This window comes from Brevundimonas sp. (assembly GCF_023259385.1).
Lineage (GTDB): Bacteria > Pseudomonadota > Alphaproteobacteria > Caulobacterales > Caulobacteraceae > Brevundimonas.
In genome coordinates this window covers 1-3,262 of sequence record NZ_JAHFPF010000326.1, presented here as the reverse complement: position 1 = coordinate 3,262, position 3,262 = coordinate 1, and the positions used below count along the sequence as shown (strand labels likewise).

General features: G+C 69.8%; 4 protein-coding genes. 1 reads left to right on the top strand and 3 read right to left on the bottom strand.

Annotated features, from left to right (window positions below):
* The coding region (locus Q0C81_RS17680) for a pitrilysin family protein (RefSeq protein ID WP_291841068.1) at nucleotides 1-972 on the top strand (972 nt) is incomplete at its 5' end.
* Between the two features lie 143 nt (nucleotides 973-1,115).
* On the opposite strand, the gene Q0C81_RS17675 is transcribed toward Q0C81_RS17680, so the two are convergent.
* The 3 genes from Q0C81_RS17675 to rlmN all read right to left on the bottom strand — a co-directional run.
* On the bottom strand, nucleotides 1,116-1,937 hold the full coding sequence (locus tag Q0C81_RS17675; protein WP_291841066.1) for a serine protease: 822 nt from the start codon (nucleotides 1,935-1,937) through the stop codon (nucleotides 1,116-1,118).
* Between the two features lie 4 nt (nucleotides 1,938-1,941).
* A complete protein-coding gene (locus Q0C81_RS17670) occupies nucleotides 1,942-2,385 on the bottom strand; it encodes a DUF350 domain-containing protein (protein ID WP_291841064.1) in 444 nt (147 codons plus the stop codon).
* Between the two features lie 226 nt (nucleotides 2,386-2,611).
* Nucleotides 2,612-3,262, bottom strand: a 651-nt coding sequence (rlmN, locus tag Q0C81_RS17665; protein ID WP_291841062.1) for a 23S rRNA (adenine(2503)-C(2))-methyltransferase RlmN, incomplete at its 5' end; no start/stop codon positions are given.

The following is a 3,262-nucleotide window of genomic DNA, read 5'->3' as shown; positions in this document are numbered from 1 at the left end:
CAGCGCGACCAGTCGCTGGACGGCCTGCGCGTGCAGCTCAGCTCGCCCGGTCCGGTCGCCGCCATGGCCGCCGGCCGTCTCGTTTACGGCGACGCGCCCTATGGATCGCCTTCGGGCGGCACGCCCGACAGCCTTCCGGGCCTGACCCGCGAGGACGTGGTCGCCTTCCACGCCAGCCGGTACCGGCCGGAGACCGCTCGCCTGATCTTCTCGGGCGACATCACCGTGGCCCAGGCCCGCACCCTGGCGGAGCAGGCCTTCGGCGACTGGCGCGCCACCGGGCCGGCGCCCGCCCCGCGCGCCCATCCCGCGGGCGCGGTCACGACCCCGCGCGTCGTGGTCATCGACCAGCCGGGCGCCGGTCAGGCGGCGGTCTATGTCGCCATGCGCAGCATCGCCCGCAGCGACGGCGACTACTTCCCGCTGACGCTGGGCAACACCCTGCTGGGCGGCAGCTTCACCTCGCGCCTCAACCAAGAAATCCGCATCAAGCGCGGCCTCAGCTACGGCACGCGCTCGAACATGGGCGTCCGTCAGGACCAGGGCGCCTTCGTCGCCTCGGCCCAGACCCGCAACGACGCCGCGGTCGAGGTGTCTGACCTGATCCTGGCCGAAATCGCCCGCCTGTCGAACAGCCGTCCGACCGACAGCGAGATGACCACGCGCCAGGCCATCCTGTCGGGCGGCTTCGGCACCTCGCTGGAGACCGTTGACGGCCTAGGCGGTCTGGTGGCCGGCCTGGCCCTCTACGACCTGCCGATGAGCGACCTTGCCGCCTATGTCGGGCGGGTCGAGGCGATCACGCCCGATCAGGTGCAGGCCGCCTTCGCCGAGCATCTGCCCGCCTCGAACGCCAGCTTGGTGATCGTCGGCGACGCCTCGAAATTCCTCGAGGCCCTGCGCGCCAAACACCCGAACGTCGAGGTCATCCCGCTGACCGATCTCGACCTCGATACGGCGGCGCTGAAGTAGGGATACGGATCTCGCTCCCCTTCATGGGGAGGGATGTCGGCGCGTCAGCGACGACAGGGTGGGGGCTGTGTCCGACCGCGCCGCTCCCCACCCGTCCCGCTTCGCGGTCCACCCTCCCCAGGAGGGAGGAGACGTCCGGCGGCTTAGACCGACAGACACACCACCCGCGCCACCCGCAGGTCGCGGCGCAGGTTGTCGGCGACGAGGAAGTAGTTGTCGATCGTGACCGCGCGGCTGGTCAGGGGCTCGTCGGCCTTCTGGACCCCGCGCATCGCCGGCAGGAAGGTGTCGGGCGCGGTTGTGTAGATGCGCCCGCGGCGCGGGCTTTCGGCGATGGTCACCCCGACCACCCGACCCTGACGATCCATCACCGGTGCGCCCGACAGCCCTGCAAGGGTCCCGCCCAGCCCGTCGGTCCGGCCGACCTCGGCCCAGACCAGAACCGGCTCGGAGCGTTCGCCGCGACCGCGAATGTTCAGGGTCTCCCGACCCAGCAGGCGCGAGGTCACCTCGCCCGCCCGCGCCTGCGGAAAGCCGGGGTGGAAGCCTCTCTGACCCGCGCGCAGCGTGCCGGGCGGGGCGATCGGCAGGGCAGGGGGACCGCCGGCGGTTTCCAGCACGGCGATGTCGGCCCGGGCGGCCAGGCGCACGTCGGCGGCCACGGCCCGCCCGCCGCCCACCATGATGGCAGGGCGGCGGCAGCCTTCGACCACGTGGCGGGCGGTCACCCAGCGGCCCGATCGGGCGATGGAGAAGGCGGTGCCCGTGCTGGGCTGGAAGGGAATGTCGGGAGCGTTGACGGTGACGGCCGGATCGAAGGGCGTCACCGGTCCCAGCAGGGCGCCTTCGACGTCGTCCGGAGCGGCCGGCGCGGCCGGGGCGTCCGCGTTCTCGCGATGCGCCAGCGACGCGACCAGAAGGGCTCCGAGCACCGACGAATAGATCAGCCAGTCGGGAACCCGCATCCGATCAGCCCGTGAGAGCCGCCGCGAGGATCACCGCGGTCGCCAGCTTGGCGCCGACCAGCAGGACGGCGGCGGACACCTCGCCCTCGCGGATGCGCTGGGGCAGGCCGGTCAGCAGCAGATCGACGACGCGGAAGGCCAGCAGCTGCAACGCCAGGGTCGCCACACCCCACAGGGCGATGTCCTTGATCGAGGTCGAGACGCTGAGCGAGACCGCCAGCGGCACGGCCAGGCCGACCAGAACCCCGGCGAAGGCCACGGCGGCGGCGGCGTTGCCCTCACGGATGAGCGCGATCTCCTTCCACGGGGTGAACAGGGCGTAGACCACGGCTCCGACCAGCAGCAGGCCGAGGGTGACGGCCAGATGGGCCATCGTGGTCGGGAAGCCGGTCGCGAAGGCCTGCACCTCGGCGCTTTCGAGCACATTGGAAAGGGACGAGGAGTCCATGGGAGTCCGGCTGGTCAGGGGGTCGAAAACGATTGCCCGTTTTTCGCCCCAATCCGCAAGCGCGTGGAAGCCACAGGTGGTCAAGATTGGTGACGGGGTGTGTCTGGGGGAGTGATTAGTGGTTAGTGATTAGTGGTTGGTTGGATCAGACATCCCAGCCAACGGACCAACCACCGGCGCGTCCGCATCGACCCACAAATCACTAGCCACTAATCACTTGCCAGGCTCAGGCGGCTTCCGCGTTCGCGCCATCGCCCGAGCCAGCTTTCCGCAACGCGCTCGCCCGCACCTTCTCGCTCTCGGACTTCAGCTGACCGCAGGCGGCCAGGATGTCACGGCCGCGCGGCGTGCGGATCGGGCTGGCGTAGCCGGCCTTGTTCAGGATGGCCGCGAAGCGCTCGATCGTCTTCCAGTCCGAGCACTCATAGTCCGTGCCGGGCCAGGGGTTGAACGGGATCAGGTTGATCTTGGCCGGGACGCCCTCAATTAGCTTCATCAGGGCGCGCGCTTCCTCGGGACTGTCGTTGACGCCCTTCAGCATCACGTACTCAAAGGTCACGCGGCGCGCGTTGGACAGGCCCGGATAGGCCCGGATCGCCGCCATCAGCTGTTCCAGCGGGTATTTCTTGTTCAGCGGCACCAGCACGTCGCGCAGCGGGTCGTTGGTGGCGTGCAGGCTGATCGCCAGCATGGTCTGGGTCTTCTCGCCCAGTTCCGCGATCTTGGGGACCACGCCCGACGTCGACACCGTGATCCGGCGGCGCGAGATGGCGATGCCCTCGTTGTCGGAGATGATGTCGATGGCGTCGGCGACGTGGTCCAGATTGTACAGCGGCTCGCCCATGCCCATGAACACGATGTTCGACAGGCGGCGGTC